Annotated in this window: 18 protein-coding genes; 14 read left to right on the top strand and 4 right to left on the bottom strand. The window is 72.5% G+C overall.

Annotated features, from left to right (window positions below; genetic code table 11):
- The first annotated feature begins 40 nt into the window (after nucleotides 1–40).
- Nucleotides 41–1387 (top strand): S1 family peptidase, encoded by a 1347-nt coding sequence (locus AB0M36_RS00500; RefSeq protein ID WP_364150201.1) that lies wholly within the window; start codon nucleotides 41–43, stop codon nucleotides 1385–1387.
- A gap of 79 nt (nucleotides 1388–1466) precedes the next feature.
- Nucleotides 1467–1871, top strand: a complete 405-nt coding sequence (locus AB0M36_RS00505; protein WP_364150204.1) for a DUF2784 domain-containing protein — start codon at nucleotides 1467–1469, stop codon at nucleotides 1869–1871.
- Here the strand turns inward: AB0M36_RS00505 and AB0M36_RS00510 are convergent.
- Nucleotides 1800–2216 carry a YbjN domain-containing protein gene (locus AB0M36_RS00510; RefSeq protein WP_364150207.1) on the bottom strand — a complete coding sequence of 139 codons (417 nt, stop codon included), beginning with the start codon at nucleotides 2214–2216 and terminating at the stop codon, nucleotides 1800–1802. The genes AB0M36_RS00505 and AB0M36_RS00510 overlap by 72 nt on opposite strands.
- Before the next feature lie 86 nt (nucleotides 2217–2302).
- Here AB0M36_RS00510 and AB0M36_RS00515 point away from each other — a divergent pair, with 86 nt between their 5' ends.
- The 7 genes from AB0M36_RS00515 to AB0M36_RS00545 all read left to right on the top strand — a co-directional run bounded on the left by AB0M36_RS00515 (nucleotide 2303) and on the right by AB0M36_RS00545 (nucleotide 10205).
- Nucleotides 2303–4876 (top strand): DNA translocase FtsK 4TM domain-containing protein, encoded by a 2574-nt coding sequence (locus AB0M36_RS00515; RefSeq protein WP_364150209.1) that lies wholly within the window; start codon nucleotides 2303–2305, stop codon nucleotides 4874–4876.
- A 26-nt stretch (nucleotides 4877–4902) separates the two neighbouring features.
- Nucleotides 4903–6387, top strand: a complete 1485-nt coding sequence (gene rimO / locus AB0M36_RS00520; protein ID WP_364150212.1) for a 30S ribosomal protein S12 methylthiotransferase RimO — start codon at nucleotides 4903–4905, stop codon at nucleotides 6385–6387.
- Nucleotides 6384–6983, top strand: coding sequence for a CDP-diacylglycerol--glycerol-3-phosphate 3-phosphatidyltransferase (gene pgsA / locus AB0M36_RS00525; protein ID WP_364150214.1), 600 nt, complete (start codon nucleotides 6384–6386; stop codon nucleotides 6981–6983). Before rimO ends, pgsA begins: the two co-directional genes overlap by 4 nt.
- Nucleotides 6984–7045: 62 nt before the next feature.
- Entirely contained in the window at nucleotides 7046–7534 is a 489-nt protein-coding gene (locus AB0M36_RS00530) for a CinA family protein (protein ID WP_364150217.1), read from the top strand.
- 177 nt (nucleotides 7535–7711) lie between these two features.
- Nucleotides 7712–8257 (top strand): helix-turn-helix transcriptional regulator, encoded by a 546-nt coding sequence (locus tag AB0M36_RS00535; protein WP_364150220.1) that lies wholly within the window; start codon nucleotides 7712–7714, stop codon nucleotides 8255–8257.
- Nucleotides 8258–8538: 281 nt separating this feature from the next.
- Nucleotides 8539–9390, top strand: a complete 852-nt coding sequence (locus AB0M36_RS00540; RefSeq protein WP_364150222.1) for a PspA/IM30 family protein — start codon at nucleotides 8539–8541, stop codon at nucleotides 9388–9390.
- 53 nt (nucleotides 9391–9443) lie between these two features.
- A complete protein-coding gene (locus tag AB0M36_RS00545) occupies nucleotides 9444–10205 on the top strand; it encodes a hypothetical protein (RefSeq protein ID WP_364150225.1) in 762 nt (253 codons plus the stop codon).
- Nucleotides 10206–10212: 7 nt separating this feature from the next.
- On the opposite strand, the gene AB0M36_RS00550 is transcribed toward AB0M36_RS00545, so the two are convergent.
- Nucleotides 10213–11043, bottom strand: coding sequence for a DNA-formamidopyrimidine glycosylase family protein (locus tag AB0M36_RS00550; protein WP_364150227.1), 831 nt, complete (start codon nucleotides 11041–11043; stop codon nucleotides 10213–10215).
- A 48-nt stretch (nucleotides 11044–11091) separates the two neighbouring features.
- Nucleotides 11092–11877 carry an SAM-dependent chlorinase/fluorinase gene (locus AB0M36_RS00555; protein ID WP_364150230.1) on the bottom strand — a complete coding sequence of 262 codons (786 nt, stop codon included), beginning with the start codon at nucleotides 11875–11877 and terminating at the stop codon, nucleotides 11092–11094.
- An 81-nt stretch (nucleotides 11878–11958) separates the two neighbouring features.
- Between AB0M36_RS00555 and AB0M36_RS00560 the strand changes: the two genes are divergently transcribed.
- From AB0M36_RS00560 to AB0M36_RS00570, 3 genes are all read left to right on the top strand, one after another.
- Nucleotides 11959–12888, top strand: a complete 930-nt coding sequence (locus AB0M36_RS00560; RefSeq protein WP_364150233.1) for an LLM class F420-dependent oxidoreductase — start codon at nucleotides 11959–11961, stop codon at nucleotides 12886–12888.
- Between the two features lie 92 nt (nucleotides 12889–12980).
- Nucleotides 12981–13574 (top strand): GNAT family N-acetyltransferase, encoded by a 594-nt coding sequence (locus AB0M36_RS00565; RefSeq protein ID WP_364150236.1) that lies wholly within the window; start codon nucleotides 12981–12983, stop codon nucleotides 13572–13574.
- Between the two features lie 78 nt (nucleotides 13575–13652).
- Nucleotides 13653–13841, top strand: coding sequence for a hypothetical protein (locus AB0M36_RS00570; protein WP_364150239.1), 189 nt, complete (start codon nucleotides 13653–13655; stop codon nucleotides 13839–13841).
- Between the two features lie 111 nt (nucleotides 13842–13952).
- Here AB0M36_RS00570 and AB0M36_RS00575 read toward each other — a convergent pair whose 3' ends face one another.
- Entirely contained in the window at nucleotides 13953–18503 is a 4551-nt protein-coding gene (locus tag AB0M36_RS00575; RefSeq protein ID WP_364150242.1) for an ATP-dependent helicase, read from the bottom strand.
- Between the two features lie 175 nt (nucleotides 18504–18678).
- Here AB0M36_RS00575 and AB0M36_RS00580 point away from each other — a divergent pair, with 175 nt between their 5' ends.
- Both AB0M36_RS00580 and AB0M36_RS00585 read left to right on the top strand, forming a co-directional pair.
- On the top strand, nucleotides 18679–19509 hold the full coding sequence (locus AB0M36_RS00580) for a DUF4397 domain-containing protein (protein WP_364150245.1): 831 nt from the start codon (nucleotides 18679–18681) through the stop codon (nucleotides 19507–19509).
- A complete protein-coding gene (locus AB0M36_RS00585) occupies nucleotides 19506–20165 on the top strand; it encodes a class F sortase (RefSeq protein WP_364150248.1) in 660 nt (219 codons plus the stop codon). Before AB0M36_RS00580 ends, AB0M36_RS00585 begins: the two co-directional genes overlap by 4 nt.
- The last annotated feature ends 32 nt before the right edge of the window (nucleotides 20166–20197 follow it).

Here is a 20197-nt window from a genome sequence, read left to right on the forward strand (position 1 = left end):
GTGCCGCCCCCACGGCACCGCGATGCGAGGGGAGTACCGAATGCAGCGCAGAACGGTCGTGGCAATCGCGGCGACGGTGACGGCGGCGGGAGCGGCGGTGGCATTCACCCTGCCGTCGATGGCCGGTACGCAACCGACGCGGCGCGCCACCGCGCAGTCCGCGGACACGGTGGCGCCGCAATTGCTCGCCGCGATGAAGCGCGATCTCGGCCTCAGCGCCGACGAGGCCACCGCCCGGGTGCAGCGGGCGAAGTGGGCCAGCGGCGTGAGCGCCCAGCTGCGGGGCGCCTCCGGTGACTCGTACGGCGGGGCCTGGCTCGGCAAGGACGGCACCACGCTGAACATCGCGATCACCGACCCCAGCCTGGCCGGCAAGGTCCGCGCCGCCGGCGCCGAGCCCAAGCTGGTCAAGCGCAGCGTGGCGCAGCTCGACGCCGCCAAGCGGGCGCTGGACGCGACCGCGACGAAGTCCGATCGCGCCCTGCCCGGCTGGTACGTCGACGTGGCGTCGAACCAGGTCGTGCTGCAGGCGCTGCGCGGCGACGGCGACCGGGCCTGGGCGCTCGCCGAGGAAGCGGGCCTCCCGGCTTCCGCGGTGCGGGTCACCACGGTGAAGGCGCAGCCGAAGCCGCTGGCCGACGTGATCGGCGCCCAGGCGTACTTCATCGGCCAGGCGCGCTGCTCGATCGGTTTCGCGGTACAGGGCGGCTTCGTCACCGCCGGGCACTGCGGCGCCGAGGGCACGGCGACCACCGACCTCGAGGGTCTGCCGCAGGGAGAGGTCGTGGACTCGGTCTTCCCGGGCAACTCCGACCTCGGCTTCGTGCAGACCGGTGACAACGTGCAGTTGCAGCCGTTCGTGGATGACTTCAACGGCAACGCGCTGCCGGTGGGCGGTTCCGCCGAGGCGCCCGTAGGCGCGGCGATCTGCCGCTCCGGCTCCACCACCGGCACCTTCTGCGGGACGATCCTGGCGAAGAACCAGACGGTGAACTACCCGGAGGGTGCGGTCACCGGCCTCACCCGTACGGACGTCTGCGCCGAGGGCGGCGACTCCGGCGGCCCGTGGCTTTCGGGCGACCAGGCGCAGGGCGTCACCTCGGGTGGCTCCGGCGACTGCACGGTCGGCGGCGAGACGTTCTTCCAGCCGGTCAACGAGATCCTGGAGCGTAACAACCTGACGCTGCTCACCACCGGTGGCGGCGCCGGCGGCGGCCAGCAGGGCGGCGACGAGCAGGGTGGCGGCCAGCAGGGTGGCGGCCAGCAGGGCGGCGGCCAGCAGGACGACGACGAGCAGGCCGGCGAACAACAGGGCAACAACGGAAACGGCAAGGGCAAGGGCAACGGTCAGAACCGGGGCCGGGGGCTGCTGAACAGCCACGGCTGAGTCCTCACACAGACGTGCTGCCCGCGTAGGTCATCCTCCGTCCTACGCGGGCAGCGCTGTGTCTTATAGCGTTCACGCCGTGGGATACACGCTGCTGATCGTGGCCGCCGTGAGCGCGCACTACGCGTTCCTGGCGTTCGGCGTCTTCGGCGGCTTTGTGGCGTGGCGCTGGCCCCGGCTGATCTGGGTGCAGGCCGCCGCCGCGCTCTGGCTCCTGGCCGTCGTCGTGGTGGGGCTGGAATGCCCGCTCACGTGGATCGAGGACCGTGCCCGGGAGGGGCGGGGCCAGGCGCCGCTCGCGAGCGGCTTCCTCGACAACCACGTCGCCGGGATCTTCTATCCGCACGGCTTCGAGTGGCTCGCCCAGATCGTGGTGGTGGCGCTGGTGCTGACCTCGTGGATCGGCTTCGCGCTACTTCAGCGCTACAACCGCCTCCGCCAGCTCGATGCCCGTGGCGATGCCGCAGATCATCACCTGGTCTAGCTGCTCCGGCGTGACGCCGTGCTCGAAGTCGGCGCCCACCTCGCCCACCACCCGCACGACGCCGTCGTCGCCGGTGTGCACGTAGGCCTTCGGCCAGAGCCGGTCGTGGTTCCAGGCGTTGCAGAACGCATAGAGCTGGGGCACGTCGTCGGTGCTGAACTCGGCCTGGGCCAGCGCTCTGACCTGGAAGATCTCGGCGTTCTTGCCGAGCCGGAAGAAGTAGATCAGACAGTCCTGCCAGTTGCCGCCCACGTCGCCGTCCTCGTCGACGAAATGGGCGAACTCGCGGGCGGTCAACGCCGAGATGATCAACTCATTGGTCAGCGGCTGCAGGGGCGCGGGCATGTCCTGATCTTAATCCGCGGAAAAAGCGAAAACTGGTCACGGTGCGGCGCGCGGGCCCGTGGGCGCGGCGAGGTTACGGTGGGGACATGGCGGGCCGTACTCCTCCGGCGAGCCGGGGCCGTGCCGCGTCCAAGGGCGGCTCCGCGTCGGCGCGTGCCCGTCAGCCGGGTCGGCAGCCCGTCCGCAAGGCCGCGGCGGCACCCGCCCGCAAGTCCACTCCGGCGCGGAAGTCCACTCCGGCGCGAAGCCGGGCCCGCAGCGCCACCCGGGCGCGTCCCAGCGTCGGCGCGGCCGTCGCCGGGGGCATCGGCCGCGGTGTCGGCGCCGTCTGGATGGGCCTGGCGCACAGCGTCGGCTGGGTCGCCCGTGGCGTCGGTCGGCAGGCGGCCAGCGCCAAGGAGATCGATCCGGAGCACCGTCGCGACGGCGCCGGCCTCCTCATGCTCGGCCTGGCCATCCTCGTCGGCGTCGCGGTCTGGTTCGGCTCGGCCGGGCCGGTGGGCACCTGGCTCGCCGACGCGGTGCGGCTCTTCTTCGGCGGCATCGGCGTCCTGCTTCCGCTTCTTCTGGTGTACGGCGCCGTCCGCTTCATGCGCAAACCCGCCGACCCGGAGCACCGGGGCCGGTCGGTGGTCGGCTGGAGCGCCCTCGTGGTCGCCATGGCGAGTCTGCTGCACATCGCCCAGCGCCCCGCCGACGACGTCGAGCTCACCAGCTCCGGCGGCCTCCTCGGCTACGGCGTGGGCGCGCTGCTCGAGCGCGCGGTGACCGGTTGGGTCGCCGTACCGTTGCTGATCCTGCTCTTCGTCTTCGGTCTGCTCGTCATCACCGCGACGCCGATCAACCGGATCCCCGAGCGGCTGTTGCTGCTGACCGACGTGCTGCTGGGCCGGTCGACCGCCCGGGCGCCGCTGCCCGAGCCCGAGCTGTCCGACCTCGACCTCGGCGCGGAGTCGCCCGAGGAGACGCCGGAGGGCCCCAAGCCCCGCCGTCCCGCCCGCCGTCGCCAGGGGTCGCTCGCCGACCTCGGCCTGGGGCCGTCGGAGGACGGGGACGGCGGCGACGAGATCCTGCACGACACGGTCGCCGTGCCGCGTGGCGCCAAGCTTCCGGCCAGCCGCGCGCCCGAGCCGCCGGAGCACTCGCCGCTGCCGACCCGGGCCGAGCAGCTGGAGATCTCGTCGGTGCCGGGCGACTACCGGCTGCCGCCGCCGAACCTGCTCGGCAAGGGCAGCGCCCCGAAGACCCGCAGTCGCGCGAACGACGAGATCATGGCGGCGCTCACCGGCGTCTTCGACCAGTTCAACGTCGACGCGCAGGTCACCGGCTTCACCCGGGGTCCGACGGTCACCCGCTACGAGGTCGAGGTCGGCTCGGGGGTGAAGGTCGAGCGGATCACCCAGCTCTCGCGCAACATCGCGTACGCCGTGAAGTCGCCCGACGTGCGGATCCTGTCGCCGATCCCGGGCAAGAGCGCCGTCGGCGTCGAGATCCCGAACACCGACCCGGAGAACGTCTCGCTCGGCGACGTGCTGCGCTCGCGCGCCGCGACGGCCGACCACCACCCGATGCTGGTCGCGCTCGGCAAGGACATCGAGGGCGGTTTCGTCGTCGCCAACCTGGCGAAGATGCCGCACATCCTCATCGCGGGCGCCACCGGCGCCGGCAAGTCCTCCTGTCTGAACACGCTGCTGGTCTCGCTGCTGACCCGGGCCACCCCGGACGAGGTGCGGCTGCTGCTCGTCGACCCCAAGCGGGTGGAGATGACCGCCTACGAGGGCATTCCGCACCTCGTCACGCCGATCGTCACCAACCCCAAGAAGGCGGCCGACGCCCTCGAGTGGGTCGTCCGCGAGATGGACATGCGCTACGACGACCTCGCCGCCAACGGGGTACGCCACGTCGACGACTTCAACCGCAAGGTCCGCAGCGGCGAGATCACGGCGCCGCCGGGCAGCGAGCGGGTCATGAAGCCGTACCCGTACCTGCTGGTGATCGTCGACGAGCTGGCTGACCTGATGATGGTCGCGCCGCGCGACGTCGAGGACTCGGTCGTCCGCATCACCCAGCTCGCCCGCGCGGCCGGCATCCACCTGGTGCTGGCCACCCAGCGGCCCTCGGTCGACGTGGTGACCGGCCTGATCAAGGCCAACGTCCCGTCCCGGCTGGCGTTCGCCACCAGCTCGCTCGCCGACTCCCGGGTCATCCTCGACCAGCCCGGCGCGGAGAAGCTCCTCGGCCGCGGCGACGGCCTCTTCCTGCCGATGGGCGCCTCCAAGCCGATCCGCATCCAGGGCGCCTGGGTGGAGGAGAAGGAGATCGCCCAGGTCGTCAAGTTCTGCAAGGACCAGCGCGAGCCGGAGTTCCGCGAGGACGTCACCACCCCGGCGGCGAACAAGAAGAAGGAGATCGACGAGGAGATCGGCGATGACCTCGACGTACTGATCCAGGCGATCGAGCTCGTCGTCACCTCGCAGTTCGGCTCGACCTCGATGCTGCAACGCAAGTTGCGTGTGGGGTTTGCCAAGGCGGGCCGCCTGATGGACCTGATGGAGACCCGCGGCATCGTCGGACCCTCCGAGGGCTCCAAGGCGCGCGACGTGCTGATCAAACCGGACGAACTGGAAGAAACTCTCGCCACCCTCCGCGTAGACGACTGAGCTGGGACAGCCGGTAACCTTGGCGGGTGTCCGTGACTCCTCCTCCCCGCCGCGTTGCTCTGCTCACCCTCGGCTGTGCCCGTAACGAGGTCGACTCCGAGGAGCTCGCCGCGCGCCTCGACGCCGGGGGGTGGGAGGTCAGCACGGACGCCGAGGGCGCCGACGTGGTGGTCGTCAACACCTGCGGCTTCGTCGAGAAGGCCAAGCAGGATTCCATCGAGACGCTGCTCGCGGCCGCCGACACCGGGGCCAAGGTCGTCGCCGCCGGCTGCATGGCCGAACGGTACGGCCGGGAGCTGGCCGACAGCCTCCCCGAGGCGCAGGCCGTACTGGGCTTCGACGACTACACCGACATCGCCGCCCGGCTCGACGGCGTGCTGGCGGGCGAGAAGTTCGACGCGCACACCCCCCGGGACAGGCGCGAGCTGCTGCCGCTGACCCCGGTCCACCGCCAGGCCGCGAAGGTGGTCGTGCCCGGTCACGCCACCGTCGACGACCACACCCCCGCCCACCTGCGCAAGGTGCTGCGCCGCCGGCTCGACAGCGGGCCGGTCGCCAGCCTGAAACTCGCCAGCGGGTGCGATCGCCGGTGCTCGTTCTGCGCGATCCCGGCCTTCCGCGGGGCGTTCGTCTCCCGCGATCCGCAGGAGCTGCTCGCCGAGGCGGAGTGGCTGGCCGGCACGGGCGTGCGCGAGCTGGTGCTGGTCAGCGAGAACAGCACCTCCTACGGCAAGGACCTCGGCGACCCGCGGGCGCTGGAGAAGCTGTTGCCGCAGCTCGCCGCCGTCGACGGCATCGTGCGGGTGCGGGCGAGCTACCTGCAGCCCGCCGAGACCCGGCCGGGCCTGGTCGAGGTCATCGCCACGACGCCCGGGGTCGCCGCCTACTACGACCTGTCGTTCCAGCACTCGAGCGAGCCGGTCCTGCGCCGGATGCGGCGGTTCGGCTCGACCGAGCGCTTCCTGGACCTGCTCGCCTCGGCGCGGGCCCTCGCTCCCGAGGCCGGCGCCCGCAGCAACTTCATCGTCGGCTTCCCGGGCGAGACCCGGCAGGACGTCGACGAGCTGGTGCGCTTCCTCACCGAGGCGCGCCTCGACGCCATCGGCGTCTTCGACTACAGCGACGAGGACGGCACGGAGGCTGTCGGACTCTCCGGCAAGGTGCGCGAGGACACCATCAAGCGTCGGTACGCCCGGATCAGCGACCTCGCCGACGAGCTGTGCGCCCAGCGTGCGGAGGACCGCCTCGGCTCGCTGATCGAGGTCATGGTCGACACCGTGGAAGCGGGCGAGATCGAGGGCCGTGCCGAACACCAGGCGCCCGAGGTGGACGGCTCGACCACGCTGGTCGCGGGCGACGCCCAGGTCGACCTCGCCGCGCTGCGCCCCGGCGACTTCGTGCGGGCCCGGGTGACGGCCACCGAGGGCGTCGACCTGATCGCCGTCCCCGTCGAGATGATCTCGGCGGCGCGGCCGGTTTCCTCCGTGCCGACGGTGGCGACCGCGCCATGACCGACGAGCCGGTGCCGGTCGCCGCCGGAAGGCGCGTCCCGCTCAACAACCCGGCGAACATGCTGACGGCCGTCCGGATCGTGCTCGTCCCGGTGTTCGTGGTCTTCACCGCGATCTCGGAGACGGCCGGCAGCACCGGCTGGCGCATCGCCGCCTGCCTGACGTTCTGCGTGGCGTCGGCGACGGACTTCGCGGACGGCTGGATCGCCCGTCGCTACGAGCTCGTCACCTCGTTCGGCAAGGTGGCGGACCCGATCGCCGACAAGGCCCTCACCGGCAGCGCGTTGGTCCTGCTGTCGGCGTACGACAGGCTTTCCTGGTGGGTGACGGGGTTGATCCTGCTTCGCGAGTGGGGCGTCACCGCGCTGCGGTTCTGGGTGATCCGCTACGGCATCATCCCGGCCAGCCGCGGGGGCAAGCTCAAGACGGCGCTGCAGATCCTGGCGATCGCGTGGCTGCTCTGGCCGGTGCCGGCGCCGTTCGACGTGGTGGGCACCTGGCTGATGGTGGCGGCCCTGCTGATCACCATGATCACCGGCGCGGACTACGTCCTGCAGGCGCTGCGCATCCGCCGGCGGGCCGTCCCTCGGTCCTGATTCGCCCGACTAACCGGGGCTTTTGGGGGCAATACGACGGGTCCGTGAGAACGAGGGGGAACATGGATACCGGAGTAGCCGCGGCGGCGGCCGTACACGCGCTCGTGGACCGTGGTCAGACGCTGGCGGTGGCGGAGTCGCTCACCGGGGGATTACTGGCGGCCACCGTTGTGGAGATCCCCGGGGTCAGTTCGGTGTTCCGGGGCGGGGTCGTCGTGTATGCGACAGATCTCAAGCATGTGCTCGCGGGCGTACCCGAGGATCTTCTGGACGAGCGCGGCCCGGTGGATGCGGACGTGGCGCGAGCCATGGCCGAAGGCGTCCGGAGCCGCTGCGACGCCGATTGGGGACTGGCGACGACCGGCGTGGCCGGACCCGAACCGCAGGACGACAAGCCCGTCGGCATGGTGTTCGTCGCGGTCGCCGGCCCCGACCGCACCCAGGTCCGCCAGCTCAAGCTCGACGGCTCGAGGGCCGACATCCGGCACGAGACGATGACGTCCGCCCTCGCGCTCCTCGTCGATGAGCTCCGGGAATCCGGACCGGCGTGACCGGCCTGACCGTGACGTCACATATTCGTCGGGATCGTCTCAACAGTCCCGTGGGCACCCCTGGAGGCCCGCCCATCCCGGAATTCGGCGGGGCGGGATGTCGGCGTCGCCCGCACCGGGTACGGTTGCGGGAAGCCTCCGGCGGCTGCCGGCGGCCCCGCCGCAGGAGGAGGTGCCATGGTCCTGCTACGCCGGGTAATCGGTGACGCACTTCGGGCGCGCAGGCAGGGACAGCACCGCACGCTGCGTGAGGTGTCGACCGCCGCCAACGTGAGTCTCGGATATCTCTCCGAGATCGAACGCGGCCAGAAGGAAGCCTCGAGCGAGCTGCTGGCCGCGATCTGCGAGGCGCTCGGCGCCCGCCTTTCCGAGGTGCTCGGCGAGGTGAGCGGCACGCTCGCGCTCGCGGAGGGCATGACGGGCGTGCTCGTGCCCGTGGAACACGCACCGGCACAGACGACCGGCTCCGCCGTCGGATCGGTATCGGACACCAAGACCGCCTCAGCCGGCACCCGTGCCGCCGCCGCGGCGCAGGCCGCCGCGGCCGGCGCCCAGGCAGCCTCGGCCGGCACGAGGGTCAAGCAGCAGGTCAAGGAAGCGTCGCCGGTGCGTCAGGTGACGACCGACGGTGCCGTCTCGGTCTCCGTCCGCCAGGAGAACCCGCTCAAGGCCACGCTGCGCACCCGTCGCAAGCGCGAGCGTGACGTGGTGTGCGCGGCCTGATCGCCGCCCGTCCCTTCGGTCCCGCGCCACGGATGCCCCGGCGGCATCCGTGGAGTCGGCCGCGCTCGTGATCGTCAAGGTCGCAGGGCCGTCGCCGGAACGCCGTCGGGCGCGTAGCCTCGACCGTGGGGGATCCCCCTGGAACACCCTGAGATCTCCCCGAGGTCACGTGACGCCGGTAGCGAAGAGCTGACACGATGGAGCCCGCGCCATCGTGAAGACCCCTCGGGCTCGCGTCGGTGGCGCGTCAGATGCAGCGACATTGAGGGGATACCGCGGATATGGCGAACCCGTTCGTCAAGGGCTTTCGGTACATGATGGCGCTCTTCGGCGCGAAGATCGACGAGTATGCCGATCCCAAGGTGCAGATCCAGCAGGCCATCGAGGACGCCCAGCGCCAGCACCAGGCGCTCGTGCAGCAGGCCGCGGCCGTGATCGGCAACCAGCGCCAGCTCGAGATGAAGCTGTCACGGCAGATGTCCGAGGTCGAGAAGCTGCAGGGCATGGCCCGCCAGGCGCTGGTCCTGGCCGACCGCGCCCGCGCCGGCGGCGATGAAGCCGAGGCCCAGAAGTACGAGTCGACGGCGCAGACGCTCGCCACCCAGCTCGTCTCCGGCGAGCAGTCGATGGAAGACCTGAAGACCCTGCACGACCAGGCGCTCGGCGCCGCCGGCCAGGCCCGCAAGGCGGTCGAGAACAACGCGATGGTGCTCCAGCAGCGCATCGCCGAGCGCTCCCGCCTGCTGAGCCAGCTGGAACAGGCGAAGATGCAGGAAACCGTCGCCAAGTCGCTCGAGTCGATGTCGTCGCTGGCGGCGCCGGGCAACACCCCGTCCCTGGACGAGGTCCGCGACAAGATCGAGCAGCGCTACGCCAACGCCATGGGCCGGGCCGAGCTCGCCTCCAACTCGGTCGAGGGCCGCATGCTCGAAGTGCAGAAGTCGAGCCTCGACCTGGCCGGCTCCTCGCGCCTCGAGCAGATCCGGGCCAGCATGGCGGGCGAGAAGCTCGGCGGCACCCCGGCCCAGCCGGCGGTCGAACAGGCCCCGGCGGCGGACCCGGCCGGAGTCGCCCGCCTGGACGAGATCCGGGCCAGCATGAACAAGCGGGGAGACACGTCGGCCGCGGGCTGACCGTCGCGGTCGACCGGAAGCTCGAGCTAAGAAGCGGAAAAGGGGAGCGGACGGTGGACGACAGGACCAGATACTTCCGGCGGCTCAGGCGCCTGCGCGGTGCGGCGCGGCGGTGGAGCGTCATCGGAGGTGGTCTGACCGCCGCCACCGCCGTGCTCACGCCATATGCCGGAATCGGGATCGCGGATGCCGCCTGGGCCGCGTCCGCCGGGGCCTCCGTGGCCCTCGCCTGGTGGCGGTGGAGCGACCACCGGCAGCTCGCGGCGATCCCGGCGCCGCCGGCCCCTCCGCCGGCCCTGCCGGGCCAGCGTCTGGTCGCCGCCGTGGAACGCTTCCCGGCCGGCCGGCAGGTGATCCAGGAGGTACGCCGCCAGCGCAACCGGTACGCCGTCCGCGGCTCCGCGGTGGCACAGGCCTGGGACCGCCTGGATCGCGCGTCCACCACGCTCACCGGCCTGACCGGCCGCCTGACCGGGCCCGGCGAGAGCGCGGCGCTCGAGGCGGCCGTGGCCGAGCAGTGGCTTCGCGACCTCGGGCAGCGCGTGGCGAGCGTCGAACGAGCGTTCCCGTTGGCGGCGACGGATGGCCGCACAGCCCTGGAACAGTCGCACGAGAGCCTGGCGAAGCAGTTCACCGAGGGCGTGACCGCCTACGAACGGCTGGTCGCGGCGGCGGCGAGCTACGTCGCCGAGGACGGCCACCCGGTCACCGGGCAGCACCCGGCCCTGGCCAGCCTCATCGACGCGACCGACCGGCTGCGCGGCCTCGCCGAGGGCCTGTCCGAGCTGAAGCGCCCCTCCACGCCCGCCGTCTGAGGACCGGTCAGGGCTCTGGTTGGCAGCGGGGACACCAGTAGGTCACGCGGTCGTCCTGGTCCGCCTTCCGGATCGCCGTACCGCAGCGGCGGCAGGGTTGGGCTCTGCGGCCGTACACATAGCTGGTCTGGCCCTTGCGCAGTGAGCCCGTCGTCGTCTGCGTCCAGCGGCCGCGGTTCGAGGCCAGGAGTTTCTGCGCGAGGGTGACCGTCGCGGTCAGGTCCGGGACGTCGGCGACCGGGGTCCACGGCCAGAGGCCGCGCAGGAACAGGGTCTCCGCCTTGTAGAGGTTGCCCACCCCGGCGAGGTTGCGCTGGTCGAGAAGCGCTTCCGCGATGCTGGCCTGAGGTTTCGCGGCGATGCGGCGCACGGCCTCCGCCGGATCCCAGTCCGCGCCCAGCAGGTCCGGACCGAGGTGACCCACGAGGGTGTCCTCCTGGTCGGTCGCGACGAGCGTGACGTCGTGGAGGTGGTAGCCGACCGCGGCGGAACGTTTCGTTCTCAACACCACGCGGATCAGGTGGGTCGGTCGGCCGGTCCAGCGTTCGCCCGGAGCGTACGCCCGCCAGGCGCCGTCCATGCGCAGGTGCGAGTGCAGGGTCATCGCACGGTCGCCTCGGGCGAGGCCTTCGCGGGCGAGGCCTTCGCGGGTCAGGTCTTCGCGGGTCAGCCGGAGGAGTAGGTGCTTGCCTCGGCTGGCCGACTCGGCGACGGTCCAGCCGGTCAGGTCGGTGGTCGCCAGCCGGGGCACCCGGAAGTCCGATCCGGTGAGGACGTCGCCGGTCAGCGCGCGCTCCAGCACGCGGGCGGTGTTCCAGACGGTGTCACCCTCGGGCATGCCCACCATCCTGCCCCGAGGCGGGCCCGGCAATCATCGCGGCCGCGATCAGCGCTCCGCTATGCGGACCACGTCGCCGGGGCGGACCGAGAGGACGACGACCGCGCGGCCGCCGTTGACCGCGATGGCGACCCGGCCGGCCGAGTCCTCGTACACGATGAGTTCGCCCTTGTCCGCGTCGCCGAATGTCTGGGCGCGCCGGGCCTTGACCCCGCAGACCACCAGGTCCGGCCCGAGACCGGTGAGCATCGCGCCGCCGGCCGCGAGCTGCACGTTGCCGAACCGGTCGACGGTGACGACCTCGGCCTCGATCCAGCCGTCGCCGAGGGCCACGATCGGGTCGGGCAGGCGAATGACGGACTTCGGGTCGACCGGCGTCCCCGCGTCGGTCAGCGAGGCGCCGAGCGCGAGTTGCGCGGCCACCGGGGAGAAGATGTCGCGGCCGTGGAAGGTGCGGGAGACGTCGCCGAGGAACCACTCCGAGTTGGTCAGCTCCACCACGGTGTCCAGCCCGCCCAGGGCCTCCGCCGCCCAGACCAGCAGGCCGTTGTCCGGGCCGACGAGCAGGCCGTTCGGGGTGCCGATGGCGATGCCGCGACGCTCGGTGCCGACCCCCGGGTCGACCACGCCGACATGGACGGACAGCGGCAGGTGCGGCGCCGTCTGCGCCAGCACCGCGGCGCCGCGTGCGACGTCGGCCGGCGGCACGTGGTGTGTGACGTCGATGACACGTACGGCGGGAGCGTAGCGCGCGATCACCCCGTGGCAGGCTGCGGCGAAACCGTCGAAGGTGCCGTAGTCGGTGGTGAGGCTGATCCATCCATAGGTGCCCATGGGGAGTTACGTTACTGCCCCGGCACGCTCTGTGTGTGATAGGTCCGGCGGGCGCGTCGCAGAGTCTGGCAGGGTTGGTCCATGCGTCTCGTCATCTTCACCGAACCCCAGCAGGGTGCCTCCTACGACGACCTGCGCCGGGTGGCCCAGCTCGCCGAGGAAGCCGGATACGACGGCTTCTTCCGTTCCGACCACTACCTCGCTATGGGCGGCGACGGCCTGCCCGGTCCCACCGACGCGTGGGTGACGCTCGCCGGGCTCGCCGTGCAGACCTCCCGCATCCGGCTCGGCACGCTGGTCACCTCGGCGACGTTCCGGCTGCCCGGACCGCTGGCGATCAGCGTCGCCCAGGTCGACGCGATGAGCGGCGGGCGGGTGGAGCTCGGGCTCGGCGGCGGCTGGTTCGAGGCGGAACACACCGGTTACGGCATCCCGTTCCCGCCGCTCGGTCAACGCTTCGACCGCCTCGAGGAGCAGCTCGAAATCGTCACCGGCCTGTGGACGACGCCGCCGGGGCAGAGGTACAGCTTCGACGGCAAGCACTACCAGGTGCTGGACTCGCCGGCGTTGCCGAAGCCGGTCCAGTCCCCGCGTCCGCCGGTCATCGTCGGCGGCACGGGCAAGAAGCGCACGCCGGCGCTGGCGGCCCGGTACGCGGACGAGTTCAATACCCCGTTCGCCCTGATCGAGGACCTGCCCACCATGTTCGACCGCGTCCGGGTCGCGTCGCGCGAGCTCGGCCGCGCCACCCCACCGGCGTTCTCGTCGACCGCGGTCCTCTGCGTCGGCCGCGACGACGCGGAGGTCGCCCGCCGGGCGGCGGCGATCGGCCGCGACGTCGACGAGATGCGCGGCAACGGCGGCATCGTCGGCACGCCCGCTCAAGCGGTGGACATCCTCGGCCGCTACGCCGAAGCCGGCGCCTCCCGGATGTACCTCCAGACGCTGGACCTCAGCGACCTCCACCACCTCGAACTCGTCGCGACGGAGGTCGCGCCGCAACTGTCCTGAGTGCGCGGTCACGGAGCGGCCGGGTAGCCGGCTCGGGCGAGTGGTAGGTGTCGGTTGGCGACCCTGCGAAGCTAGATCGTATAGTCGGCATCGTGGAGATTGTCACCGCACGGCTGGCTTTGCGCCGGCCGGTCGTCTCCGACCTCGACGCGATCTACGAGATCCACCACGATCGCGAGGCGTGTCATCACAATCCGTCGGACCTGCTCGCCACGCGTACGGACGCGGAGAACCTGTACGCCCGCTGGGACGACCATTGGCGCCGGCACAGCTTCGGCTACTGGGTGGTGACCGCCGGGGAGGAACGGACGATCCTGGGTTTCTGCGGCCTCAAGTTCGTAAGGTTCCGCGACCGCGAGGTGCTCAATCTCTTCTACCGTTTCGCCCCAACGGCATGGGGCGCCGGCGTCGCCACCGAGGCCGCGACGGCCGTCGTGCGGTGGGCGGATGAACACCTGCCGGACTGGCCGATCCTCGCCCGGGTGCGCCCTGACAACATCGCCTCGCAGAAGGTGGCGCAACGGGCGGGACTAACCCGCGCGGAAGCGCTCGACGAGCCGGGCGAGGACGGCCTCGACTGGATGTACACCACTCGCTGGCCGGCCGCCGAGCCACGAAGTGATCATCCGACTGGCGGCGTCGGACAACCGAGTGACGCCGGCACCCGACGACACGGCGCCGCCTGACAGCGATCGCCGACGGCCCCTGCATGCTGGGCCGACCGCGGGGGCCGCCTGGTGGGCAGCTCGGCGGCGGTGATGGGGGTGACCGCATGGTGGCTCACCGGCATCGGCGGTGTCTACCTCTTCCTGATCATCTCGTGGCGTGTGGCCTACCTGCCGCACCGCGACTGGTGGCCCCGGGACGACGAGATGCCTCAGTTCCGGTACCTACCGGATCTTTCGCACGTGGGCACATGGCTGCATGCCGACGGCCGTCAGTCGCACACATGAGCTCTCTCCGTCGAGCCGGGAGGAATCGGTGGAGGGCCGTGTCGGAGTTCAGCTCACGACGAGTGGCTCGCCTGGCGTGGTGACCTGAACGCGAGGATGAGAGCCGAGAGCTCAGCCGCGGAGCCGCAGCCCTCGCGGTGTTGCGCGGAATCCCGCCGCCGTCAGCGCGTCCCGCAGCGGCGAGGAGTGCACCGACTCCCCGTCGGCTCGTTCGACCGACATGGCTCCCAGCGCCCCGGATCTCACCGCGGCTGCCAGGGCTTGGCCCGCCGCCACCAGGGCTTCGGGATCGTCCACGAACGACAGTAGGGTGCGGCCGCCGCGTTCCACGTAGAGGATGAGGTCGCCGCCGACGAGGACAACGAGGGCGCCCGCCTTGCGGCCCGCGCGGTGGCCGGTGGCGGGGACCGTTTCGCCGTTGCCGCTGTCGACGACCCTTTCCGGCCAGGGGAGGGCCGCGCCGTACGGGTTGGCCGGGTCGGTGGCGGCCAGGACGACGGCGGTGGCGCCGGCGCGTCTGGTGAGTTCGGCGGGTTCGGTGAGGGCGCGGAGGCGGTCGACCGCGCCCGGCACCGCGAACTGGGCCGCGCCGAGGCCCTCGACGAAGTAGCCGCGCCGGGCCGCGCCGCGTTCCTCCAGGGCGCCGAGCACCGGGTAGACCGCCGCGAATCCTCCGGTGACGCCCTCGGCCATCACCGCGCCCCGGGTGACGACGCCGTGCCGTTCGAGCAGGAGATCCGCGCAGGCCGCGGCGCGGCGGGTGGGGTCCAGGTCGCGGTCGGGCAGGCGCGACCAGCGGCCCGCCATCGACGGTGGGCCGCCGCGCGCCGGCATGGTCGGGCGGCCGGGGCGCCGGTAGCGGGTGCGTGCCGGGGCGGCCTTGGCGCGATGGGCGCCGCTGCCGCCGAGCAGGGCCCGCAGGGGCGCCAGGGTGTCGTTGGTCAGGTGGCCCGCCCAGACGAGGTCCCAGACCGCGGCGGCCAGCCCGGTGTCGTCGGTGGATCCCACCCGGTCGGACAGGTTGCGGAAGAACAGCGCCTGGCCGTCCGCGAGGGCGTCGAGGATCGACTGGTGCAGCGGCGTGGGTGCCAGCTCGTCGGCCGGTGGTGGCAGCAGCAGCGGAGCGCTGTCGGCATAGGCGAGGGTGACCCAGCCGTCGCCGCCGGTGATGCTGCCCGAGCCGGCCCAGAGCACCTCACCGCCGGCGCAGAGCTCGTCGAGCTGCGGCGCCGCATAGTCGGCGACCCGGGCCGGCAGAATCAGGCGCTCCCAGGCCGAGGCCGGGGCGGCCACCCCCTGGAGCTGCTCGATGGCGGCCGCGAGCGCGTCGACGCCACGGGCGTTGCCGCCGATCTGGTGCCAGCGGGGCAGGAAGGCGGCCAGCACCCGGGGTGGCACGGGCTCGATCTCGCGGCGCAGGGCGGCCAGTGACCGGCGACGCAGCAGGCGCAGCACCTCGGCGTCGCACCATTCGCTGCCGGCGCCGCCGGGGGAGAACTCGCCCGCGACCACGCGGCCGGTGGCGCTGAGCCGCTTGAGGGCCTGTTCGACGACGAAGACGCCGAGGCCGAAGCGGGCGGCGCAGGTCGCCGCCGCGAACGGGCCGTGGGTGCGGGCGTAGCGGGCGACGAGGTCGCCGAGCGGGTCGGTGACCGGTTCGAGGTAGGCCTCGGCCACGCCGACCGGCAGGGCGACGCCGAGCGCGTCGCGGTAGCGGCCGGCGTCCTCGACGCCGATCCAGCGCTCCTCGCCCGCGACGCGCACCCGGATGGCCCTGCGGGAGGCGGCGAGTTGCTCTGCCCAGGCCGGGTCGACCGAGCGCGCGGTGAGCTCCTGCGGCGACAGGTCACCCAGCAGGCGCAGCAGCTCCGCGGCGTCCTCGGCGTCGCGCGGGGAACGCTGCGAGGTCAGCCACTGGAGCTGGGCCTCGCTCTCGGTGACGACCGCCGGGTCGAGCAGCTCGCGCAGGTCGACGCGGCCGAGCAACTCGCCGAGCAGGGTGGAATCCAGCGCGAGGGCGGCCGCGCGGCGCTCGGCCAGGGGCGCGTCGCCCTCGTAGAGGAACGCGCCGACATAGCCGAACAGCAGTGAGCGGGCGAACGGCGACGGGCGCTGCGTCTCCGCCTCGACGAGGCGGACCTTGCGGCCGGCGATCTCGCGCATGAGGCCGACCAGGCCGGGCACGTCGAAGACGTCCTGCAGGCACTCGCGGGCCGCCTCCAGCGTCACCGGGAAATCGGCGAACTCGCGTGCCACGTCGAGGAGCTGGGCCGAGCGTTGCCGCTGCTGCCAGAGCGGCTGACGCCGGCGCGGGTCGCGGCGCGGAAGCAGCAACGACCGGGCGGCGCACTCGCGGAAGCGCGAGGCGAACAGCGCCGACGTGCCCACCGACTCCTCGACGATCTGGGCGATCTCCTCGGGGTCGAAGGCGACGAAGTCGGCGCCGGGCGGCTCCTCCGCGGTGTCGGGCAGGCGCACGACGATGCCGTCGTCGGAGGGCATGACCTGGCCGTCGACGCCGTATCGCTCGCTGAGCCGGCGCGCGATGGCCAGCGCCCACGGCGCGTTGACCCGGGCGCCGAGGACGCAGTGGACGGTCATCCGCCAGTCGCCGAGCTCGTCGCGGAAGCGCTCGACCACGATCGTCCGGTCGTCGGGCAGGTTGCGGGTGGATTCCCGCTGCTCCCGCAGGTAGGCGACGAGGTTGTTCGCCGCCCACTCGTCCAGGCCGGAGTCGCGCAGCGACGCGGTGGCCGTCTCGTCGCCGGCCCGGGACAGCCCGCGCAGGCGGGCGCCGATCGCGCGGCCCAGCTCGATCGGACGGCCCAGCGCGTCGCCCTTCCAGAACGGCATGCGCGCGGCGGCGCCGGGCGCCGGCGAGACGAGGACGCGGTCGGGGGTGATGTCCTCGATGCGCCACGAGGTGGAACCGAGCAGGAACACGTCGCCGACCCGCGACTCGTAGACCATCTCCTCGTCGAGTTCGCCGACCCGGGAGGCGCGCTCCGAACCGGCCAGGAACACGCCGAACATGCCCCGGTCGGGAATGGTGCCGCCGCTGGTGACGGCGAGCCGCTGGGCGCCGGGACGGCCGGTGAGCTGGTCGGTCGTGCGGTCCCAGACCAGCCGCGGTCGCAGCTCGGCGAACGCCGTGGACGGATAACGGCCGGAGAGCATGTCCAGCACCGCGTGCAGGGCCGAGTCGGGCAGCTCCGCGTAGGGCGCGGACCGGCGCACGAGGGCGGCGAGCTCGTCGACGTGCCAGGGGTCGAGGGAGACCATGGCCACGATCTGCTGGGCGAGGACGTCGAGCGGGTTGCGCAGGTAGCGCAGCTCCTCGATGGCGCCCTCGCCCATGCGCTCGGCGACGACGGCGCAGGAGACGAGGTCGCCGCGGTGCTTCGGAAAGACGACGCCCCGGGAGATCGCGCCGACCTGGTGACCGGCGCGACCGATGCGCTGCAGGCCGGCGGAGACCGACGGCGGCGCCTCGATCTGCACGACGAGGTCGACGGCGCCCATGTCGATGCCCAGCTCGAGGCTGGAGGTGGCGACCACGGCGGGCAGCTGCCCGGACTTGAGCGCCTCCTCGATCTGTTTGCGCTCCTCGCGCGACACGCTGCCGTGGTGGGCCCGGGCGACCACCGGCGGCGCGCCGCCCGCCTCCCCGGACTGGGCCATGATCTGAGCCGGGGGGCGTGGGGCCGGCGTGAGCTCGCCGCCGGCGCGCTCGAGGGCCAGCTCGTTGATGCGCGCGCAGAGGCGCTCGGCGCCGCGCCGGGAGTTGGTGAAGACGATCGTCGAGCGGTGCGCCTGGATGAGGTCGAGCACCCGCTCCTCGACCGCGGGCCAGATGGAGGGGGAGTGGCGGCCCGCGCCCGGATCGTCGGCGTCGCTGTCGGGGACCTCGTCGAGCCGGGTCATGTCCTCGACCGGGACCTGGACGGTGACGTCGATCGTCTTGGCGCTGCGCGGTTGGACGATCTCGACGTCCTGCGCGCCACCCAGGAAGCGGGCGGTGTCCTCGATCGGTCGCACGGTCGCGGACAACCCGACCCGCTGGGCGGGACGGCCGAGGAGGGCGTCGAGGCGCTCCAGCGAGAGGGCCAGGTGGGCGCCGCGCTTGGTGGCCGCCACGGCGTGGACCTCGTCGATGATGACCGTCTCCACGCCGCGCAGGGACTCGCGGGCGGCGGAGGTCAGCAGCAGGAACAGCGACTCGGGCGTGGTGATGAGGATGTCCGGCGGGGTCCGTGCGAAGGCGCGGCGCTCGTCGGCTGGTGTGTCGCCGGTGCGCATGCCGACCGTGATGTCCGGCGGGGGCACGCCGAGGCGGCCGGAGGCCTGCCGGATGCCGGTCAGCGGGGCGCGCAGGTTGCGCTCGACGTCGACCGCCAGCGCTTTGAGCGGGCTGATGTAGAGGACTCGGCACCGGTGCTTCGGATCCTCGGGGGCACTCTCGTGCGCGAGCCGGTCGAGCGACCACAGGAACGCCGCCAGCGTCTTGCCGGAGCCGGTGGGAGCCACCACGAGCGCGTTGCGGCCGGCGCCGATGGCACGCCAGGCGCCGGACTGGGCGGCCGTGGGCGCGGCGAAGGCGGCCTTGAACCACTCACGGGTGGCGAGGCCGAACTGCTCCAGGACGTCGGGCACGTTCACCATGGTGCCCCGGGGGTGTGACAGAAACGCGGGACCAGGTCAGCCGCCAATCGGACGATGGACCACAGGCCGGGCACCGAGACAGCGGAGGAGCCGAACCGGACGGACCATGGCGCATCTGTAGTGACGTAGGGCACATTGATGCCTGCCACCGTAGGTTCGCCGAACAGGAGGCACCGTGTTGACTCGCATCGCCGCGGTACTCGCCACGCTGGCCGCCCTGACGCTGACCGCGTCCCCGGCCCAGGCCGCCGGCGCGGGCTATGTCCGCCTCGCCCACCTCTCACCCGACACCCCGGCCGTCGACGTCTATCTGAAATCCACCAGCGGCGCGGTCGACGACCGGAAATTCGACGGCGTCGCGTACGGCGCCATGTCCGACTACCTGCGACTGCCCACCGGCACCTACTCGGTGGCCATGCGCAAGGCGGGAGCCGCCGCCAGCACCCCGCCGGTGCTGACCACGCAGGTCACCGTCGACGACGGCGCGGCGTACACGGTCGCGGGCGTGGGCCGCTACGCCGACCTGGGCCTGCGGGTGCTCGAGGACGATCTGCGGCTGCCCGGCCGGGACGAGTCGAAGATCAGGATCATTCAGGCTTCCGTACGCGCACCCGTGCTCGACGTCGGCGGCGCCAACGGCCAGACCATCGCCGACGGGGTCGCGTTCGCCACCACCACCGACTACCGCGAGGTCGACCCGGGCAAGTGGACGGTCAGGGTGCGGCCGGCCGGTGGCGGCAGGAGCAGTGACCTGCCGTGCACCCTCGGCGCCGGCAACGTCTACTCGCTGCTCGTGATCGACGACACCAGCGGTGGCCTCAAGCCGGAGCTGCACATCGACGCGGCCCGCCAGGGCGGCATGCCCCAGGGTGGGGCGGCCACCGGCCGGGGCGGCACCGCGCCGGAGCGTCCGCTGCCGGCGGCGTTGCTGCTGGCGGGGCTCGCGGCCGCGGTCAGCGGAGGCCTCGTCGTCGCCCTCAGGCGGCGTTCACCGACCGCCGGATGACCGTACGCGACACCGCGCGGCGCGCGTTACTGCCCGTCGTGGTCTCGGCGCTGACCGCGGTGGTGGTCGCCACCGGCTACCTGACGCTCCGCGAGCCCTCCGCCGGCGGGGGCCCCGGAGCCACTCCTGATGCCGTCGGGCCCGCTGTGCCCGTACCGTCGAATTGGCCGGAGCCGGACGGCCTGCCGGACCCGTTCCGGACCGCGAAGCCGGCGGCGAGCGGGCCGCCGACCCGCCTGCGGGTCAAGGCCGCGGGCATCGACACCGCGCTGGAGACCCTGCGTCTCGGCGCGGACGGCGAGCTCGTGCCGCCCGAGCGCGACGACCACGCCGGCTGGTACGCGGACGGCACCGCGCCCGGCGACGTCGGCCCGGCCGTGCTCGCCGGCCATGTCGACTCCCGGAGCGGTCCGGCGGTCTTCTACCGGCTGCGCGAGGTCCGCGTCGGCGACCGGATCGAGGTGATCCGCGCCGGCGCGACGATCCGCTTCACCGTCACCGCGACGGCCTGGTATCCGAAGACCGCGTTCCCCACCGAGCGGGTGTACGGGCCCACACCGGACCGTCAGCTCCGGCTGATCACCTGTGGCGGCGTCTTCGACACCAGGCTGCGGTCCTACCGGGACAACCTGGTGGTTTACGCGGTAGCCGGGTGACGCGGTGTCCGGTTAGGCCTAGCACGACTATT

This window comes from Actinoplanes sp. NPDC051346, from assembly GCF_040682215.1.
GTDB lineage: Bacteria > Actinomycetota > Actinomycetes > Mycobacteriales > Micromonosporaceae > Actinoplanes.

What these genes read in the sequence shown, in the direction of transcription:
- AB0M36_RS00500 (WP_364150201.1), top strand. Translation starts at nt 41, where the DNA reads ATGCAGCGCAGAACGGTCGTGGCAATCGCGGCGACGGTGACGGCGGCG.
- AB0M36_RS00510 (WP_364150207.1), bottom strand. Translation starts at nt 2,216, where the DNA reads ATGCCCGCGCCCCTGCAGCCGCTGACCAATGAGTTGATCATCTCGGCG.
- AB0M36_RS00515 (WP_364150209.1), top strand. Translation starts at nt 2,303, where the DNA reads ATGGCGGGCCGTACTCCTCCGGCGAGCCGGGGCCGTGCCGCGTCCAAG.
- pgsA (WP_364150214.1), top strand. Translation starts at nt 6,384, where the DNA reads ATGACCGACGAGCCGGTGCCGGTCGCCGCCGGAAGGCGCGTCCCGCTC.
- AB0M36_RS00530 (WP_364150217.1), top strand. Translation starts at nt 7,046, where the DNA reads ATGGATACCGGAGTAGCCGCGGCGGCGGCCGTACACGCGCTCGTGGAC.
- AB0M36_RS00535 (WP_364150220.1), top strand. Translation starts at nt 7,712, where the DNA reads ATGGTCCTGCTACGCCGGGTAATCGGTGACGCACTTCGGGCGCGCAGG.
- AB0M36_RS00540 (WP_364150222.1), top strand. Translation starts at nt 8,539, where the DNA reads ATGGCGAACCCGTTCGTCAAGGGCTTTCGGTACATGATGGCGCTCTTC.
- AB0M36_RS00550 (WP_364150227.1), bottom strand. Translation starts at nt 11,043, where the DNA reads ATGCCCGAGGGTGACACCGTCTGGAACACCGCCCGCGTGCTGGAGCGC.
- AB0M36_RS00555 (WP_364150230.1), bottom strand. Translation starts at nt 11,877, where the DNA reads ATGGGCACCTATGGATGGATCAGCCTCACCACCGACTACGGCACCTTC.
- AB0M36_RS00560 (WP_364150233.1), top strand. Translation starts at nt 11,959, where the DNA reads ATGCGTCTCGTCATCTTCACCGAACCCCAGCAGGGTGCCTCCTACGAC.
- AB0M36_RS00575 (WP_364150242.1), bottom strand. Translation starts at nt 18,503, where the DNA reads ATGGTGAACGTGCCCGACGTCCTGGAGCAGTTCGGCCTCGCCACCCGT.
- AB0M36_RS00585 (WP_364150248.1), top strand. Translation starts at nt 19,506, where the DNA reads ATGACCGTACGCGACACCGCGCGGCGCGCGTTACTGCCCGTCGTGGTC.